A 16,515-nucleotide genomic window follows, 5' to 3' on the forward strand; every position below is an offset into this window, starting at 1 on the left:
ATCACACCCACGTCCGGGGACGGAAACGGTTTGCCCGCTCCACCAGTTCGATCCTCTCCTCGCCCCGCTGCGCCAGCCGAGCGAGGACGCGGTACGAGCGCTCCAGGCCGAAGCGCAGCCCCCGCTCGTCCAGTTGACTGCCGAGCAGCGAGGTCCGGCCGGGGTCGGAACCCCGGCTACCCGACAGTACCCAGTCCAGGGCCGAGCCCAGAACCTCCGTCGCCAGCCGCTCCTGTCGCTCCGGGTCCAGCCCGAACCGCCGCAGTGCCTCGACCTGCCCGGACGCCGCCACCAGGTCGGGCAGCAGGGGCTCCTGAGGGGACCGGTCGCGCAGGCGTGCCCGTACGGCCGCCACCCGTGCGGCCGTGTAGTGGATCGAGGCCTCCGGTACGGACTCCAGCGTGCGCACCGCCGCGTCCCGGTCGCCGGCGGCCAGCTGGACCCGGGCCAGCCCGAAGGCCGCGCTCACGAACCCCGGGTCGGTGGTCCACACGAGCCGGTAGTACTCGGCGGCGTTGTCGAGCTGCCCGAGGATCTCCGCGCACAGCCCGAGGGCCAGCTTCGGCGCGGGCTCGCCCGGGAAGGCGTCGTAGATCGCGTCGAAGGACAGCGCCGCTATCTCGTCGTCCCCGGTGGCCAGCGAGGCGATCCCGCGCGCCCACACCACGCGCCAGTCGTCCGGATGCCGGGCCTCCAGATCGGTCAGCGCCTCGCCCGCCACCGCGAGTTCGCCCAGTTCGAGACGGGCCCGCAGCTCGCGCAGCCGCAGTTCGGCGGAGTCCGCCGGGGCCGAGCCGAGGGCGCCCAGCAGGTCGGCGGGGGCGGAGGCGAGGAGTCCGGCGAGGAACCCGGCGTTCGGGTCGGCCGGGTCGACCAGGGGCACGGGCAGGGCGAGCGCCGTGTCACACGCGTCGAGGTGCGCCGGACCGGCCCGGCCGGGCCCCGCCGCGGCGGGCGGGAGTACGGACGCCTGTGCGCCCGGGCCGGCGTGCGCGGCCGGGGCAGCCTGCCCCGCCGGCTCCCGCCGGGGGCCCGGTACGGCGGCGCCCGCCACGTGGGTCGCGGTCGTCCCGAGCGCGGGGACGGCGCCCCCGGCCGGCGGGAACGGCGCCCGGGCCGGATCCGGCCCCTGCTCGGGAACACCGGCGGCGGGAACGGGCCCGGCCGGACCCGCCGCGGCGGAAGGGCCGCCCGCACCCGGACCCGCGGGCACCGGCCGGCGCCCGCCCGGGCCCCGCCCCCACAGCCGCCGCGAGACGTCCCGCGCGCCCAGCCTGGAGACCTCGGCGCCCGCCTCGTCCGCGTACAGCTGAGTGTCCGGAACCCGCAGCTCCGGACCGAACAGCGTCGACAGCTGCGGCCGCGGCCGGCCCGTCTGCAGCGCGACCACCTCCCGCAGCACGCCCGTGAGCTGGTCCGCCATCTCCTGCGCGGACGCGAACCGCCGGTCCGGGTCCGGGTCGGTCGCCCGCACCAGCAGTCGGTAGAAGGACTCGTACCGGCCGAAGACCTCGATGTGCTCCGGGTCCGGCAGCGAGTCCACGAACACGTTCGTGTAGCCCTGGAAGTCGAAGGTCAGCACGGCGAGGGTGCGCGCCACCGTGTAGAGGTCCGAGGCCACCGACGGGCCCACCTCGGCCACCTCGGGGGCCTGGTAGCCGACGGTGCCGTATATGGCCGACTCCTCGTCGTCCATCCGGCGGACCGCGCCCATGTCGATCAGCTTCAGCTGGTCCTGCTGCTGGATGGCGTTGTCGACCTTGAAGTCGCAGTACAGGAGGTTGCGGCTGTGCAGGTGGCCGAGGGCCTCCAGCGCCTCGATCCCGTAGGCGCAGGCCTGTTCCACGGGCAGCGGGTCGCGTCTGCCGTCCGGCCGGCGCCGCTCGTTCGCGATCTCCTTCAGGGACTTGCCGCCCACGTACTCCATGACGATGTACCCGTCCAGCGAACCGGTCCGCTGGTCCAGGTGCTCCACGAAGTTGTAGATGCGCACGATGTTGGAGTGCTCGATCTCCGCGAGGAAGCGCCGCTCGGAGATCGCCGCCTCCATCGCGTCCTGGTCCCCGGTGTCGAGGAGACCCTTGAGGACCACCCACCGGTCCGAGACGGCCCGGTCCACCGCCAGGTACACCCAGCCCAGCCCGCCGTGCGCGAGGCAGCCCGCCACCTCGTACTGGCCGTGCACCACGTCACCCGCGCGCAGCTTGGGCACGAAGGAGTACGGGTGCCCGCACTTGGTGCAGAACCCCTCCGTCCGCCCGGGCCGTTCCCCGCGCGAGCGGCCCACCGGCGCCCCGCAGTCCGAGCGCGAACAGAACCGCTTGCGCTCCGGCACCTCCGGGTTCTCCAGCACCGCCGCCGACGGATCGGGACGCGGCACTTCCGGCACGCTGACCAGTCCGGCGCCCAGCCGGCCCCGCCCCGAGGCCGCGGAGGCCGAACCGGAACTGCGCACCGACACCGAACGGGTGGACGCCGAGCCCGACAGGGACCGCGACAGCCGCCCGGACACCGAGCGGCGCGAGGAGGAGGACCGGGAGGAACGCGAGGAACGCGCCGAGGCCGAGGACCGGCCGGACCCGCGGGAGCCCGCCGAGCCCCGGGAGTCGCCGTGCCGGGCGGCGCTCGTCATGCCCGTCGGCGGGGAGAGCAGTTCCTCGGCACCCGCCGCGACCGCGCCCGTCGGGGCGAGCCCGCAGGTGTCGCAGTACAGTTCGCCGCCGCCCATGTCCTCGTACGTCCCGGGGCAGCCGGGGCGCATGCAGGGCGTTCCGTTCAGGCTCATGCGTCCTCCTTCCCCGGCCCGCCGGGCCGGTGCTGCTCGGGCAGGAGGGGCTCCTGCGCGTCGTGGTCGTCCTGTGCGTACGGGTCGCGCTGCGGCGGCGCCAGCGTCTCGGCCGTCGCCCGCTGGTAGCGCAGGACCGCCAGTTCGGCGGCCCGCAGGTCGCAGGGCGCGCTCCACAGCATCCGCCGGGCGGTGTCGTACCGCTCGATCAGCAACGGGTCCTCCGCCAGACCGTGCCGGGCCACCTTCGCCCGGTAGGCGTCAAGCCTGCCGCGCAGTTCCGCCCGTACCGCGAGCGGGGCCGTCACCGCGGTCAACGATTCGCGGGCCCGCCGGAGTTCCTCCTCGGCCCGCTCCTCCAGGGCGTCCAGCAGCGGGGACAGCCGGTGCCACTGCGAACGCCTGCGGTACTCGGCCGCCGCCGCGAGCTGCTCCTGGAGGGCGGTCGGCGGTCCGCTGACGGCCGGCACCTCGGACGCCGCGATCTTCGCCAGTACCTCGCCGCGGGCGTTGCGCGCCTCCGCGAGGGTCCGGTCGGCCCGCGAGAGCACGTCCCGCAGGCCGATCAGGCGCTGCTCGGCGTCCTGCCGCACGGTCAGCACCGCCTCCACCTCGCGGCGTACGTCGTCCAGCGCGCGTGCCGCCCGGTCGTAGCGGCCGGTGTCCGGACGGCCCCCGCCCGGCGCGGAACTTCCCGCCGCCGGGACCCAGAAGGCCAGCGGGTCCGCGATGACCCGCTCCCGGAGCTCCGCCAGCTCGGCGGTGATCGACTCCAGGTCGTCCCCCGACGGGTGTTCGCCCGGCCGCACCCCGACCGAGTGCGCCAGCGACCGCGTCCGGTGCAGTTCGGCGGCGAGCAGGTCGATCCGGGCGGGCAGCGCCGACCACACGGCGTCGGCGGCGACCACCACGTCGAGGGAGGACGCGTACAGCTCGTTCATCCGGGCGACGAGCTCGGCGAGCGAGAACCGCTCCGCCAGCGCGACGCCCCCCACCCCGGCGCCGGCGATGGTCACGCCGGGCCCGCGCAGCCGCTCGGTCAGCTCCGTCAGGTCCTCCCGGCTCGGCCAGCGGCGCCGCTCACGGATCGCGCGGGCGGCGGCCAGGGCCCCGCTGTAGGCGTCGAAGTACGTCCACAGCCGGCTGATCGCCGCGTCCGCGGCGGCCCACCGCTCCTTGGTGACCCCGCTCAGCGCGGCCCCTTCCAGGAGCCGGCGCCCGGCGTGGTCCTGGAGGGCGAGCAGCGAGGTCTCGACGGCCTCGTGCTCGGCGCCGAGCCGCGTCAGCGCGCGGTCGACGTCGTCCCTGTCCATCACTGCGGGCCCCGTTCCCGGAAGGCTCACGTACGGCCTCGATTCCGTCACCGGCCTCAGCCGTCCCGGTACTTGGGCGCGGGCGGCGCGGCGGCCTTCGGCAGCACGTTCTCGAAGTGCTCCCGGTAGGAGGTCAGCCACGGGCTGCCGTCACCGCCCGCGCGGTAGTCCTCCAGCACCTTGTTCACCCGGCGCACCAGGTCGGAGGCGTCCTTGTTCATGGCCACCCCGTAGAACTCGCGGGTGAAGGGGGCGCCGACGAGCTGCACCGACGGGTCCTGCGCGGCCTGGCCGGCGGCGAGGGCGTTGTCCGTGATGATCCCGTCCACCTCGCCCAGCTGGAGCCGCACCAGGCAGTCCAGCTGGTTCGGGACGGACACCGGAACCGAACCGTACGACCGGGACTTGAGGGCCGCCTCCGCCGTCGACCCGGCGGCCGTGCAGACCGTGCGGCCCTTCAGCGAATCGTCGTAGCCGGTGATCGTCGAACCCTTGGGGACGAGCACCTGCTGACCGGCCTCGAAGTAGGCCGTGGAGAAGGCCACGTCCTCCAGCCGCTTGCAGTTGATCGTCATCGTCCGCACGACGACGTCGACACGGCCCTCCTGGAGGGCCGGGATGCGCTGACTGGTCGGGATGGCCCGGTAGATGACCAGGCCCTCGTCGCCCAGGATGTCCTTCGCGATGGCCTTGACCAGATCGATGTCGAAGCCGTCGAGGTGGCCGTCCGGATTGCGGTAGCCCCACTTGAAGCTGTTCTGGTCCACGCCGGCCACGAGCTTGCCCGCCTTGCGGATCCGCTCGATCGTCGGCCCGTCCATGCCGGACGGGCGAAGGCTCGCCTCCGGATCCGGGCAGGTGTCCGCGGGGGCGGCCGGGGCGGCCGCCACGGTGGCCGGTTCGCCGACCACGCCCGCCCGTCCGCCGTCCGGCGCGCCCTGCGCGAGCGGCAGCAGCACGGCCGCGGCCGTCACCGCGCAGGCGGCGGCCATCGCGCTCACCCCGCCCCAGCCGCGCAGCCGGCCCGTCGCGCGCTGCGCCTGGGAGGTCCCGGCCGCACCGGAAGCCCCGTCCTGCCCCGCCCGTATCCGCCGTATCCGCATCGATTTCACCTGTACTCCGAAAGCCTGCGGCCGATGCCGAGGAGGGCGGCCACCGCGCCGAGGACCGCCAGGCCCGCCGAGCCCGTCACCAGCCCGCCGAGGGCGCCGAGCCCGCTCCGGGCCGCCCGGGTGAACTCCTGCTGCTCGTGGACCACGGCCTCCTCCAGGGAGGCGTCCACCACGTCGAACGACGCCCCGCTGCTCTCCGGGTGGTCCTTGTCCCCGATGACCTGCGGCAGGGCGAGCTCGTAGTCGCCCTTCATGTCCGACTCCCGGGCCGCCGCGTGCCGCTGCTTCCACTGCGTCACGCCCGCCGCGGCCTTCGTGAGCGGATCCCGCCCGCTGCCGTCGTCCGCCAGCCGCAGTGCCTTCGCCAGCCCCTCGTCCAGTTGCCGCATGTTCTTCGCGTAGTCGACGTCGTACTTGTCGGACTTCTTGTCCTCGGCCAGTACGGCGCCCCGCGCGATCAGCGTCAGGTTCTCGCTGGCCCGCGCCTGGAGCGAGGCGATCCGTGCGTCGTTGAGCACCTTCAGCGACTCCTGCCCGTCCGCCCGGGCCTCGCTGAGCCCCGACCGTGCGACGGTCTGCCCCACCGTCAGCCACAGCAGCACCACCACCGAGGCGGCGGTCGCGGCCAGCAGACCGTGGTTGAAGACCCGGTGGGTGCGAAGGTAGTTGCGCCGCTGGGCCCACACCAGGGCGCCGATCGCCAGCACCCCGGCCCCCGTCGAGGCCAGCGGCCAGGACCGGGCCTCGTCGTAGTCCGTGTAGAGCCGGCCCGTCTCCGCCTCGTACAGCCGCTGCGCGGCCGGCAGCAGCACCGTGCTCATCTGCTCGTTGGCGTGGCGCAGGTACGCGCCGCCCAGGGGCAGGCCCTGCCGGTTGTTGGCGCGGGCCTGCTCGATCAGGCCGGTGTAGCGGGGCAGCTGCTCGCCGAGGAGCGCTATCTCCTTGCGGGAGTCCCCGCCGGCACCGGTGTTGGCCGCCGCGCTGACCAGGAGCCGGGACGCGTTGGCGATGTCCTTCTCGTACCGCCGGCGGACCTCCCGGGGCTCCTGCGAGCCCGCGAGGAAGCCACTGGAGGAGGCCGTGTCGGCATCCGCGAGGGAGCGGTAGATGCTCGCCGCGTCCGCGCTCAGCGGCTGGCTGCGGCCCACCACGTCGTCGGCGGCGGTGACCCGGCCCGAGACCTCCCACACGGCGACCGCCCCGAACAGCACGATCAGCGCGGCCAGTACGGCCCCGATGATCCGCAGCCGGCCCGGCTCGGTGGTCGCGGCCGCGCGCAGCCGCTCCACGCCCTCCGCCCAGGCGGTACCCCGCCCCGGCGGCGCGGGCGGGCCCGCGGCGGGCCCGGTGGGCACCCCGGAGGTGCCGCCCCCGGGCGCGGGCGCGCGTGTCGTGATGGCCACCGTGACCTCCCCCTCGGTCCCTGCTGTTCCGGAGCAGTATGGCCCCAGCGGCGGCCGACCACAGCACCCGGTGCTCGATCTTGGGCGATCCGTGGTCGAAGCCGGCCCGGAACGCCTCCCCGTGCCTCTGGGTGCGCCCCCCGTGCGCACCCCGTGACCCCTTCACCGTCAATACGCCCCGGAGGCCCCCACGGTTCCAGAACCGCCACCCCCCGGGGCCGGTTCACCCGAAATGGGCACGGAGTTTCGCGTGGGCCCCGGCAGGAGCCCCCAGCGCGTCCAGCCCCAGCAGCCCGGCGCCCAGCACCGGCGGCGCCGAGACCACCGCGACCCGCGCCCGCGGGGCCCGCCGCGCCAGCAGGTCCCCGATCCTGCCGTTGAGCTGCGGATGCCCGGCCGCGAGCACGCTGCCGCCCAGCAGGACCGGTACCTCCTCCTCCAGCAGGCCGAGCCGCTCCAGCGCCACCGCGGCCATCGCCACCACCTCGTCGGCCTGCCGTTCCACCAGCGAGGAAGCCACCGGATCGCCCGCGGCGGCCACCGCGAACAGCACCGGCACCAGCTCGTGGACGCGCCGCCGGGCGAGGGAACCCAGGTGCAGCGCCTCGATCAGCTCGTACATGGAACCGAGCCCGAAGTGCCCCGGCAGCGCGGCCGCCAGTTCCGTCGGCCCGCCCCGCCCGTCCTCGGCGCGGGCCGCCCACCACAGGGCCTCCTCCGCGAGCCCGCCCCCGCCGCCCCAGTCACCGGAGATCATCCCGACGGCCGGGAACCGTGCGGTGCGCCCGTCGGGCAGCATGCCGACGCAGTTGATGCCCGCCCCGCACACCACCGCCACCCCGCGCGGCGCGTCCCCCGCGGGCAGTCCGGCCCGCAGGATCGCGAAGGTGTCGTTGCGGACCTCGGTCGCCGCGCCCCAGCCGCGGGCGCTGACCGCGTCGGCGAGCTGCCGTTCCTCCACGGGGAGGTCCGCGTTGGCCAGGCACGCCGAGACCTGGGCCGCGTACGGGGCGCCCGGCCGCAGCCGGGGCAGTCCGGCGGCCTCCGCGGCCTCCGCGACGGCCTGTCCGAGGACGTCCACGGCCGCCTCCACCCCGACCCGGGGCGGCTGGAAGCCCCCCGAGCGCCCGGTGCCGAGGACGTCGCCGTCGGCGCCGATCAGCGCGACGTCGGTCTTGCTGTTGCCCGCGTCGACGGCGAGCACGGCCGCGCCGGAGGGCGTCACGCCCATGGCAGGTGCTCCTTGTTGTGGGCGAGCAGCCGGTCGGTCAGTCCTTCGGCGAGGTCGAACTGCCCGACCAGCGGGTGTGCGAGGAGCGCCTTGAAGACCCGTTCGCGCCCGCCGCGCAGGGCGGCGTCCAGCGCGAGGTCCTCGTACGCCGTCACGTGCGCGATCAGACCGGCGTACAGGGGGTCCAGCCGGGGCACGGCCAGCGGCACCGGGCCGGAGCCGCCGGCGCCGCGCACGCGGGCCTGCACCTCGATGACGGCGTCGTCCGGCAGGAAGGGCAGGGTCCCGCCGTTGCGGGTGTTGACGACCTGCACCGGCGGCCCCCCGTCCCCGAGCAGCGCCGCGGCCAGGTCCACGGCCGCCTCGGAGTAGAAGGCCCCGCCGCGCTTGGCGAGCAGGGCGGGCTTCTCGTCGAGCGCGGGATCCCCGTACAGGGCGAGGAGTTCCTTCTCCATCGCGGCGACCTCGGCGGCTCGCGAGGGCTTCTCGCCCAGCTCCCGCACCACCTCGTCGTGGGCGTAGAAGTAGCGCAGGTAGTACGAGGGCACGACCCCGAGCCGGTCCAGTACGGCCCGCGGCAGGTGGAGGTCGGCGGCGATGGCGTCCCCGTGCGCGGCGAGCAGGTCCGGCAGCAGGTCCTCGCCCCCGGGTCCGCCGCGGCGGACCCCGGTCTCCCACGTCAGGTGGTTGAGGCCGACATGGTCGAGGTGGACCTCGGCGGGGGCGAGGTCCAGCAGCTTCGCGAACTTGCGCTGGAAGCCGATGGCGACGTTGCACAGGCCGACCGCCTTGTGCCCGGCCTGGAGCAGGGCCCGGGTGACGATCCCGACGGGGTTGGTGAAGTCGATGATCCAGGCGTCCGGGCTGGCCCGCCGGACCCGCTCGGCGATGTCCAGCACCACCGGGACGGTCCGCAGGGCCTTGGCCAGGCCGCCCGCGCCGGTGGTCTCCTGCCCGACGCAGCCGCACTCCAGCGGCCAGGTCTCGTCCCGGAGCCGGGCGGCCTGCCCGCCGACGCGCAACTGGACCAGCACCGCGTCGGCGCCGGCCACGCCCGCGTCCAGGTCGGCGGTGGTGGTCACCCGTCCCGGATGCCCCTGCCGGGCGAAGATGCGCCGGGCGAGACCGCCGATCAGCTCCAGCCGCTCGGCGGCGGGGTCGATCAGCACCAGTTCGTCGACCGGGAGGCTGTCGCGCAGCCGTGCGAACCCGTCGACCAGTTCGGGGGTGTAGGTGGAACCGCCGCCCACCACTGCGAGTTTCATGGTCGTCAGCCTTTCACTCCGGTCAGGGTGACGCCTTCGACGAACGCCTTCTGGGCGAAGAAGAAGAGGACGATCACCGGGGCCATGACGAGCACGGTCGCCGCCATGGTGAGGTTCCAGTTGGTGTGGTGCGCGCCCTTGAAGGACTCCAGGCCGTAACTGAGGGTCCAGGCGGCCGGGTTGTCGGAGGCGTAGATCTGCGGTCCGAAGTAGTCGTTCCAGGCGGAGAAGAACTGGAACAGGGCGACGGCCGCGATGCCCGGCTTCGCCATCGGCAGGACGACGCGCAGCAGCGTGCGCAGTTCGCCGCAGCCGTCGACGCGGGCCGCGTCGAGGTACTCGTCGGGGATGGTCAGCAGGAACTGGCGCAGCAGGAAGATGGAGAAGGCGTCGCCGAAGGCCATCGGGACGATCAGCGGCCACAGGGTGCCGGACAGGTCCAGCTGCTGGGCCCAGAACAGGTACATGGGGATGACGACCACCTGGGGCGGCAGCATCATCATGGCGATCACCAGCAGCAGGGACAGCCGCCGTCCGCGGAAGCGGAACTTGGCCAGGGCGTAGGCGACGGGCACCGAGGACACCACGGTCAGCAGGGTGCCGAGGCCGGCGTACAGCAGGGTGTTGCGCCACCAGGTCAGGAAGCCGGGGGTGTTCCAGACGGTGGCGTAGTTGTCCCACTCCCAGGTGCGCGGCCACAGGTCGCGGGTCAGTGCCTGCTGGTCGCTCATCAGGGAGGTGAGGAAGAGGAAGACGAAGGGCAGGACGAAGAACAGGGCGGCGGCCACGCCGAGGGAGTGCACGGCGATCCAGTGCAGGACGGCCCTGCGGTCGCGGGCGCTCATCCGCCGGCTCCGGTCAGGCCGCCGCGGCGGCGCATCAGGAGCGCGGTGCAGGCCATGGAGAGGGCGAACAGGACCAGCGCGACGACGCAGGCGCTGCCGTAGTCGAAGCGCTGGAAGCCGAGGTTGTAGACCACCTGGGGGAGGGTCAGCGTGGACTTGTCGGGGTAGCCCGGCTCGACCTGCTGTCCCGAGCCGCCGATGACCCCGGCGGCCACCTTCCCGGCGACCAGCGGCTGCGTGTAGTACTGCATGGCCTGGATGACCCCGGTGACCACGGCGAACAGGATGATCGGCGAGATGTTCGGCAGGGTGATGTGCCGGAAGCGGGCCCACGCGCCGGCCCCGTCCAGCTCGGCGGCCTCGTACTGCTCCTTCGGTACGTCGAGCAGCGCGGCCATGAAGATGACCATCAGGTCCCCGACGCCCCACACGGCGAGGGCGGTCAGCGCCGGCTTGGACCAGTCGGCGTCGGTGAACCAGCCGGGGGCGGGCAGGCCGACCGCGTCGAGCAGGGTGTTGAAGGGGCCGGTGCCCGGGTTGAGGAGGAAGACGAAGGCCAGGGTCGCGGCCACGGGCGGGGCCAGGTAGGGCAGGTAGAACAGGGTCCGGAAGATCCCGCCCCCGGTCTTGATCTTCGTGATGAGCAGGCCGGCGCCGAGGCCGAAGACGACCCGGCAGCTCACCATGACCACCACCAGCCAGAGCGTGTTGCGCATGGCCGGCCAGAACAGCGGATAGTCGGTGAAGACGTAGCTCCAGTTGGCCGGCCCGTTGAAGACGGGCGGCCGGAAGCCGTCGTAGTGGGTGAAGGAGAAGTAGACGGTGGACAGCAGCGGATAGGCGAAGAAGACCGAGAAGCCGATCAGCCAGGGCGCCATGAAGGCCAGGGTCCGCAGCGAGGACCGGCGGCGCCTGGCCTTCAGCGCCTCCGGGACGGGGGCGTGCGGGCCCGCGGGGGCGTGGGTGCGGGTCATCGGGCTACTGGGCCTTCGCGATGTCCGTGTCGATCTGCCGGTCGGTCTCGGCGAGCCCGGCCGGGATGTCGGCGACGTCGCCCTTCTCCACCGCGTACGCGAAGTCCTGGAAGGTCAGCTGGTAGGTGCCGCCGTCGGCCTGGGCCGGGGTGGTGTTCGACTTCGGGTGCCGGGCGATGTCGATGAAGGTCTTGAACTCGGGGGTCACGCGGAGGTCCGGGGAGTCCAGGGCTTCGAGGGTGGACGGCACGTTGTGGATGGCGTTGGCGAAGGCGACCACCGCGGCGGTGTCGGTGGTCATGTACCGCACCAGCTCCCAGGCGGCGTTCTGCTTCCGGCTCGCCGAGGAGATGCCCATGATGGTGCCGGAGAGGTAGCCCTTGCCGTAGTCGGAGATCTGGTCGTCGGGCACGGGCAGCGGGGCGGTGCCGATCTCGAAGGGCACCCCGGCGTCCTTCGCCATGGCGGCCCGCCATTCACCGTCGACCTGCATGGCGACCTTGCCCTGGTGGAAGGGGTGTTCGGCGCTCCACTCGTCCCCGAAGGTGCTGCGGAACCTCTCCAGCTTCCCGTAGCCGCCGAGCTTGGCCACCAGGTCTTTCTGCGCGGTCAGCATCTTCGCGAAGGCCGGGTCGGCGGCCAGGTTCGACTTGCCGTCGGCGCCGAAGTAGGCGGGGCTCCACTGGGCGGCCAGCCGCATGGGGGCGGTCTCGTAGCCGTGGAAGGTGGGCATCACGCCGACCCGTTCGTACGAGTCACCGCTGGTCTTGGTGAGTTTCTGCGCGGCCTCGGTGAACTGGCTCCAGGTGCGCGGCGCTTCGGTGATGCCGGCGGCGGCGAAGGCGGTCTTGTTGTAGACGAGGCCGTAGGCGTCGTTCAGCAGGGGCAGCGTGCACTGGTTGCCCCTGAACTGCGTGTATTCCAGCAGGGTCTTGGGGAACACCTTCGTCTTGTCGATCCCGGACTTGGCGAGGAAGGGGTTCAGGTCGGCGAAGGCGCCGGAGTGGCAGAACTTGCCGACGCTGTCGGTGGTGAAGGAGGAGACAACGTCGGGGGCCTTGTCACCGCCGGCCCGCAGCGCCTGGTTGACCTTGTCGTCGGTCATGTTGCCGGTGACCTTGACCTTGATGTTCGGGTGGGCCTTCTCGAACCGGGCGATGTGCTCCTCGATCGCCTTCACCTCGGTGGGCGCGGACCAGCCGTGCCAGAACGTGAGGGTGACGTCCGCCTTCGGATCGTCGGCGGTGGCGCCGCCGCCCTGGCCCGCGCACGCGGTGGCGAGGGCGGATATCGCGGCCAGGGTGGCCGCGGCGGTGGTGAGACGTCCGGTTCTGGGCATGACGGGGCTCGCTCTCTGCGGGAGGAACTTCCGATGAGGGGTGCCGGGGGGCGGCGTGGGACGCGGGGGGAAGGAGGGGCTGCCCGGGCGGGCCGGGACGGCTAGCGGGAGGTGCCCTGGCGGAGCAGGTCCGGGCGGGCGGTGTCCTGGCGGGAGGTGTCGAACACTTCCTCGCGGGCGGCGGTCAGGGCGCTTTCGAGGGCGCCCCGCAGGACGGGCCGCTCGCGGACCTCGCCGGTCACGAGCCGGGGCCGGGAGGGCGCCAGCTCGGCCAGCTCGGCTTCCAGCAGCGTGCGCAGCGGGTCGCCGCCCGCGGTGATCACGGCCCCGGACAGGACCACGATCTCCGGGTCCAGTACGGCGACGAGCGAGGCCAGACCGGTCGCGAGGACGGTGGCGTACGACTGGAGGAAGCTCAGGTGGGCGCCGTCGGGCGCGGCGGCGGCCCGCTCCAGCAGGGCCACGGCGACGGCGACCTGCGGCCCGTGCGGGGCGTCCGGCTCGGGCCGCGGCGCGGCGTCGATGCCGAGCTCGGCGGCGAGCCGGGGCAGGACCTGTACGCCGGCGAGCTCCTGGTAGCCGCCGGTGTTGGCCCGGGTGACCTGCCGCACCAGCGGGTGTCCGGGCACGGGCAGGAAGCCGACCTCGCCCGCGCCGCCGGTCCAGCCGCGATGCAGCCTGCCGCCGAGGACCAGGGCGGCGCCGAGGCCCTCCTCGTTCCACAGCAGGACGAAGTCCTCGTGTCCGCGGGCCGCGCCGAGCCGCTGTTCGGCGAGGGCGGCGAGGTTGACGTCGTTCTCGTACTCGACGGGTACGGGCAGGGCCGCCGCGAGCTCGTCGAGGAGGGTGGGGGAGTGCCAGCCGGGGAGGTGGCTGGCGTACCGCAGCTGGCCGGTCTGCGGATCGAAGGCGCCCGGGGTGGCGATGACCAGCCGGTGCAGGTCGCCGAGCCCGATCCCGGCGGCGCGGACGGCCCCGTCGAGGGCCCGGGTGACCTGCTCGACGGCGCCGGTCCCCTCGGCGTACGGGAGTTCGTGGCTGCCGGTCACCGTGCCCGTCAGGTCGGCCACGGCGGCGAGGACCCGTTCCGGGGTGACGTCGAGTCCGGCGACGTGGGCGGCCCGGGCGTTGAGGGCGTAGAGCTGTGCGCTGGGGCCGGGGCGGCCGCCGTCGGTGCCGGTGGCCACGACCAGTCCCGCGCTCTCCAGCCGGGCGAGGAGCTGCGAGGCGGTGGGCTTGGACAGGCCGGTCAGCTGCCCGATCCGGGTCCGGGACAGCGGACCGTGCGCGAGCAGCAGCTCCAGGGCGGCGCGGTCGTTCATGGCGCGCAGCAGGCTGGGCGTTCCGGGCGTGGCGGCGGGCATGGTGCGCTCTCTCCCTCACCGAGGTGAACTGTTAGGTAAGTTTCCTATTGGGTTCGGAGCCGTGTCAATGCCGCTGCCCCGCCGGAAAGGTGACCGGCGGGGCAGCGGGAGTGCGGGTGGGTGCGGGGCGGGCGGCTACTTGGTGATCCGCGGGGACCCGGGGGCCGCCGGCGGCGGGATCGGGGCGGTCGCCAGGGACTGCGGGGAGGCGGGGTTGGCCAGGGCCGACGGCGCGGCGACGGCGGCCGACGGGTCGGCGGCCTCCTCGGCCTCGTCGGCCATCGGCAGACCGCCGATGATCTTGATCCCGGCCGCGTCGAAGGCCTCCTTGATCCGCCAGCGCAGTTCGCGCTGTACGGAGAACTGCTGGCCCGGCATGGTCTTCGCGGAGACCGCCACGGTCATGGAGGCCAGCAGCACCTCGTCCAGGCCCAGCACCTCCACCGGACCCCACAGGCGCTCGTCCCACGGGGACTCCTTCGCCAGCGAGTCGGCGACCTCCTGGACCACCTCGCGGATGTGCGCGAGGTTCTCCGAGGGCTTGACCTGCACGTCCACGGCCGCGGTCGCCCAGCCCTGGCTGAGGTTGCCGATCCGCTTGATCTCGCCGTTGCGGACGTACCAGATCTCACCGTTGTCGCCGCGCAGCTTGGTCACGCGCAGTCCGACCTCGATCACCTCACCGGAGGCCACCCCGGCGTCGATCTTGTCGCCCACGCCGTACTGGTCCTCCATGATCATGAACACGCCGGACAGGAAGTCCGTCACCAGGTTCCGGGCACCGAAACCGATCGCCACACCGGCCACACCGGCGCTCGCCAGCAGCGGCGCCAGATCGATCTTCAGCGCGGCCAGCACCATCAGCGCGGCCGTGCCCAGGATCAGGAACGAGGCCACCGACCGCAGGACCGAGCCGATCGCCTCCGAGCGCTGGCGGCGCCGCTCCGCGTTGACCAGGAGCCCGCCGAGCGCCGTACCCTCGACGGCCTCGGCGCTGGAGTTCATCCGGCTTATCAGCTTGGTCAGCGCCTTGCGGACCACCGACCGCAGGGCCGCCGCTATCACGATGATCAGCAGGATGCGCAGGCCGATGCTCAGCCAGGTGGCCCAGTTCTCCTCGATGAAGCTCGCGGCGTTGGTCACGCTCTCGGCGGCGTCGTCGGTGGTGGTCGCTGCCAACGGGAGCAGAGTGGCGGGCGAGGGCACGGAAGGAACCTCCAGGCATAGCGGTTTGCCCGCCGGGGGTCCCCCGACGGAATCCGGGGGCGGGGTGTACGGGCAGACCATCCACACTAACGGGGCACAGGACCGACCTTGTTGCCGTGTTCGAGGGAGAGACCAGACTCACCCGGGGATGAAGGCAGTGTGGTTGAAAACACCTCGGACCCGTTACGGGCGCGTGGTGGCGCTTCGACCAGCCGTAAGGGGAGACTGGAGAGCAGATCGTCCCGGCGCGAGCCACGCGCCGCCGGCGTACAAGGAGGCAGTCCGTGCCGCACGTCCTGGTCCTCAACGCGTCGTACGAGCCGCTCGGCGTCGTACCGCTCCGCCGCGCCCTCGTCCTCGTCCTGGAGAACAAAGCGATCTCCCTGGAGGAATCGGGCGCCTTTCTGCACAGCGCGACGAGAGCCGTCCCCGCGCCCAGCGTGGTCCGGCTCAAGCGTTTCGTGCGGGTCCCCTACCGGGGGCCCGTTCCGCTCACCCGCCGCGCGCTCTTCGCCCGCGACGGCGGCCGCTGCATGTACTGCGGGGCCGTCGCCACCAGCGTCGACCACGTCATCCCGCGCAGCCGGGGCGGCCAGCACGCGTGGGACAACGTCGTCGCCGCCTGCCGCCGCTGCAACCACGTCAAGGCCGACCGGCACCTGCTGGAGCTCGGCTGGCGGCTGCGCCACCAGCCGGCCCCGCCGTCCGGCCTGGCCTGGCGGATCATCGGTACGGGCCACCGGGACCCCCGGTGGATGCCCTACCTCCAGCCCTACGGGGCGGACGACGCGCTGGAACGCATCGGAGCCGCGGCGTCATAGGGGCGGCCGCCCGCCTCCGCCGGCCACCCCCGCTCCCGTTCCCGCCTCCGACCGACGACCGTTCCGCGGACCCGGTCGCCCCCGCGCACCCCGGGGGCGACGACGGGTCCCGCGGCTCCCGCGCACTCCTCGACGAGCTCTCGCGAAGCCCCGGAGGGCAGGTCCAGCCCGGCGGCGGCGCGCCCCGCGGCAGGGCCGTTCGGGGTAGTGGCCCCCGCCGCGGCGGGGGCGCCCGGCCGACCGTACGGCGCCGCGCCGCCCGGTCGCGTCCCGCTGCCCCGGGCGGCCGCGGCCGCCCTCCGCTTCCCGCCCCTGAGCTGCGCAGAGCCCCCGAGCCCCGGGTCCCCCCGGCGGGTACGGACGGGCCCGCACCCGCCGCCCGCGCGGCGCGGGCGTCCACGATCATGGGGTGATCTGACCTGGATCCGCCAGGAATGCGGGGCCGCCGACTGGGTATGGCTGCGTTGTTCGCCGGGGTGTTGCATGGGCGGGTCCGACGATCCCGCGCAAAGGAGTGCTCCTGTGAACGCCCGTACCGCGACCACCGTTCTCCCCGCCCGCCCTCCGCGCCCCGCCCACTCCCACCGCCCAGCCGTCACGCCCGCCCCCTCCGCGGCCGCGCCCGCAGCGCCGGCCGTTCCCAAACCCACCCCGCGGAACACCCCCAAACCCAAGGCCCCGCTCGCCCACCTGCCCGTCCACAGCGGGCCGGAGGACACGCCCCTCATCAGTGAGCCCCCGCTGGCCGGATCCGCGTACGCGCCGCTGACCAGCGAAACCCCGCTCATGGAAGAGCCCCCGCTGACCTGCGAGCCGAACCTCCCCGCCCCGATCTGGGCGGGCTACTAGACAGGGAC

13 protein-coding genes are annotated in these 16,515 nt (G+C 73.7%); 2 read left to right on the forward strand and 11 right to left on the reverse strand.

What is annotated here, in order from left to right:
- Position 1: 1 nt before the first annotated feature.
- From ABZZ17_RS23175 to ABZZ17_RS23225, 11 genes are all read right to left on the reverse strand, one after another.
- The gene (locus tag ABZZ17_RS23175) at positions 2-2,785 is read right to left on the reverse strand and encodes a tetratricopeptide repeat protein (RefSeq protein ID WP_356878206.1); all 2,784 of its coding nucleotides are present in this window, start codon (positions 2,783-2,785) and stop codon (positions 2-4) included.
- Positions 2,782-4,098 (reverse strand): hypothetical protein, encoded by a 1,317-nt coding sequence (locus tag ABZZ17_RS23180; protein WP_356878207.1) that lies wholly within the window; start codon positions 4,096-4,098, stop codon positions 2,782-2,784. The genes ABZZ17_RS23175 and ABZZ17_RS23180 overlap by 4 nt, the downstream gene beginning before the upstream one ends.
- A 56-nt stretch (positions 4,099-4,154) precedes the next feature.
- Positions 4,155-5,090 carry a glutamate ABC transporter substrate-binding protein gene (locus ABZZ17_RS23185; protein WP_356878243.1) on the reverse strand — a complete coding sequence of 312 codons (936 nt, stop codon included), beginning with the start codon at positions 5,088-5,090 and terminating at the stop codon, positions 4,155-4,157.
- Positions 5,091-5,206: 116 nt separating this feature from the next.
- Positions 5,207-6,499 carry a hypothetical protein gene (locus tag ABZZ17_RS23190; RefSeq protein WP_356878244.1) on the reverse strand — a complete coding sequence of 431 codons (1,293 nt, stop codon included), beginning with the start codon at positions 6,497-6,499 and terminating at the stop codon, positions 5,207-5,209.
- A gap of 337 nt (positions 6,500-6,836) precedes the next feature.
- Positions 6,837-7,844 carry a BadF/BadG/BcrA/BcrD ATPase family protein gene (locus ABZZ17_RS23195; protein WP_356878208.1) on the reverse strand — a complete coding sequence of 336 codons (1,008 nt, stop codon included), beginning with the start codon at positions 7,842-7,844 and terminating at the stop codon, positions 6,837-6,839.
- Positions 7,835-9,109 carry a 6-phospho-beta-glucosidase gene (locus ABZZ17_RS23200; protein WP_356878209.1) on the reverse strand — a complete coding sequence of 425 codons (1,275 nt, stop codon included), beginning with the start codon at positions 9,107-9,109 and terminating at the stop codon, positions 7,835-7,837. The genes ABZZ17_RS23195 and ABZZ17_RS23200 overlap by 10 nt, the downstream gene beginning before the upstream one ends.
- Positions 9,110-9,114: 5 nt before the next feature.
- A complete protein-coding gene (locus ABZZ17_RS23205) occupies positions 9,115-9,954 on the reverse strand; it encodes a carbohydrate ABC transporter permease (RefSeq protein ID WP_356878210.1) in 840 nt (279 codons plus the stop codon).
- A complete protein-coding gene (locus ABZZ17_RS23210) occupies positions 9,951-10,928 on the reverse strand; it encodes a sugar ABC transporter permease (RefSeq protein ID WP_356878211.1) in 978 nt (325 codons plus the stop codon). Before ABZZ17_RS23210 ends, ABZZ17_RS23205 begins: the two co-directional genes overlap by 4 nt.
- Positions 10,929-10,932: 4 nt before the next feature.
- The gene (locus tag ABZZ17_RS23215) at positions 10,933-12,267 is read right to left on the reverse strand and encodes an ABC transporter substrate-binding protein (protein ID WP_356878212.1); all 1,335 of its coding nucleotides are present in this window, start codon (positions 12,265-12,267) and stop codon (positions 10,933-10,935) included.
- A gap of 101 nt (positions 12,268-12,368) precedes the next feature.
- Positions 12,369-13,631, reverse strand: coding sequence for an ROK family transcriptional regulator (locus ABZZ17_RS23220; RefSeq protein WP_356878213.1), 1,263 nt, complete (start codon positions 13,629-13,631; stop codon positions 12,369-12,371).
- Between the two features lie 135 nt (positions 13,632-13,766).
- Complete coding sequence (locus tag ABZZ17_RS23225) at positions 13,767-14,837, reverse strand: mechanosensitive ion channel family protein (RefSeq protein ID WP_356878214.1); 1,071 nt, start codon at positions 14,835-14,837, stop codon at positions 13,767-13,769.
- Positions 14,838-15,121: 284 nt separating this feature from the next.
- Here ABZZ17_RS23225 and ABZZ17_RS23230 point away from each other — a divergent pair, with 284 nt between their 5' ends.
- Both ABZZ17_RS23230 and ABZZ17_RS23235 read left to right on the forward strand, forming a co-directional pair.
- A complete protein-coding gene (locus tag ABZZ17_RS23230) occupies positions 15,122-15,658 on the forward strand; it encodes an HNH endonuclease (protein WP_356878215.1) in 537 nt (178 codons plus the stop codon).
- A 522-nt stretch (positions 15,659-16,180) separates the two neighbouring features.
- Positions 16,181-16,507, forward strand: coding sequence for a hypothetical protein (locus ABZZ17_RS23235; RefSeq protein ID WP_356878216.1), 327 nt, complete (start codon positions 16,181-16,183; stop codon positions 16,505-16,507).
- Positions 16,508-16,515 lie beyond the last annotated feature (8 nt).

The sequence above is a fragment of the Streptomyces sp. NPDC006512 genome (assembly GCF_040611935.1).
Classification (GTDB): domain Bacteria; phylum Actinomycetota; class Actinomycetes; order Streptomycetales; family Streptomycetaceae; genus Streptomyces.